Origin of the sequence: Hymenobacter sp. B1770 (assembly GCF_049896385.1) — a bacterium.
Lineage (GTDB): Bacteria > Bacteroidota > Bacteroidia > Cytophagales > Hymenobacteraceae > Hymenobacter.
Map to the genome: position 1 here is coordinate 1 of NZ_JAFCUF010000041.1, position 1,164 is coordinate 1,164.

General features: G+C 63.8%; 2 protein-coding genes. Both read right to left on the reverse strand.

What is annotated here, in order from left to right; genetic code table 11:
- Positions 1-137: 137 nt before the first annotated feature.
- Positions 138-428: a hypothetical protein gene (locus tag ACP7AJ_RS21310; RefSeq protein WP_426062252.1), complete on the reverse strand. Its 291-nt coding sequence runs from the start codon at positions 426-428 to the stop codon at positions 138-140.
- A gap of 110 nt (positions 429-538) precedes the next feature.
- A complete protein-coding gene (locus ACP7AJ_RS21315) occupies positions 539-958 on the reverse strand; it encodes a hypothetical protein (RefSeq protein ID WP_426062253.1) in 420 nt (139 codons plus the stop codon).
- Positions 959-1,164: the final 206 nt, after the last annotated feature.

Sequence of the window (1,164 nt, forward strand, 5' to 3'; positions counted from 1 at the left end):
GGGCTTTCTAGCATGTTGACCCAACGCACTTCACCCTTTACGCGTTCTGAGAGGAGTTCTGCAACAGCCACGGTGGTTTGGAACACGTGCGCAGCGCGGGGTCCTCACTCAACAAGCAGCCCTGGTAGCCGGCCTTCTCAGGCAAGCGATTCGTGCTGCCAGTCCCGAGCCGACACGCCGAGGTGTTTGGTGAAGGGGACCACTTCCACCCGCCGTTCGCGGGCCCCGGTGCGGGGGTTCCGGTGTTCGACCACGCGCGGCACCTCCCAGGTCAGCACCCCGACGTAAAACACGCCCAGGGCGCCGGCCACGGGGCGCGACTCGAGCACCACGCGCCGGGCGCGGGCGGGCAAGTCGTGGCGCAGAATTAGGTTTTGCTGGACCCGGGGGGCCTGGTTATAAAGAGCGGGTAGCGCGAGGGTTTCCACGGAAATAGAGTATACCGATAATGCAGTGCAAAGGTACCGCTCCTCCACCCATCCCCGCAACCCGCGAAGGGGTAAGAAAAGGGTCCGATGCGCAAAAAGCGGTAGGAGAGCTAGGCCCGCTGCTGCAACCAGGCCACCGCCTCCTGCTCGGTGTCAAAGACGCGGTAGGTGAGCGCGGAGACCTGGGCGGCGTGGGTCACCTGGTTCATGGAGAGGCGGGCAAAGACGTCGTGGGCCAGGAGGACGGCGCTGTAGAGGCCCCCGGCGCGCTGGCGGGAGCTGTCGAGCCAGTAGTCGACAATCCAAGCCCGTTCCGCCTCGCTGTAGGGGGCCATCAGGCGCTGGTCGCCCAGCAAGCGGTGCCAGTGGTTGCGGTCGAGCAGGTTGCGGATGTGGGTCAGCAAGGCTTGCAAATCGGCGAGCTCGCGCGGGCCAGGTTTGTACTCCACCACCACGTACCCGTCGGCGTGTTCGAGGAGCCGGCCCGCTTTGTTTTCGAAATAGAGTTTGGAGGGAGCAAGGGGCGGCATGAGAAGCGTGGGAAGGCGGCGTGCGAAGCGCGGGTGGGAGGCCTCAAAAGTACGGCGCATCGGTCCGTTTTGGGGACGTGGCAGTAAGCAAGGCTCGGGTGGCCTCTCTTCCGGGTGAACACGCTGCGCTGCGCACACTAATCGTTCACGCAAACGGTCGTGGCTTGAACTCGCTCCGTTAAAAATAGGAGCGAATTAGTAAAAGC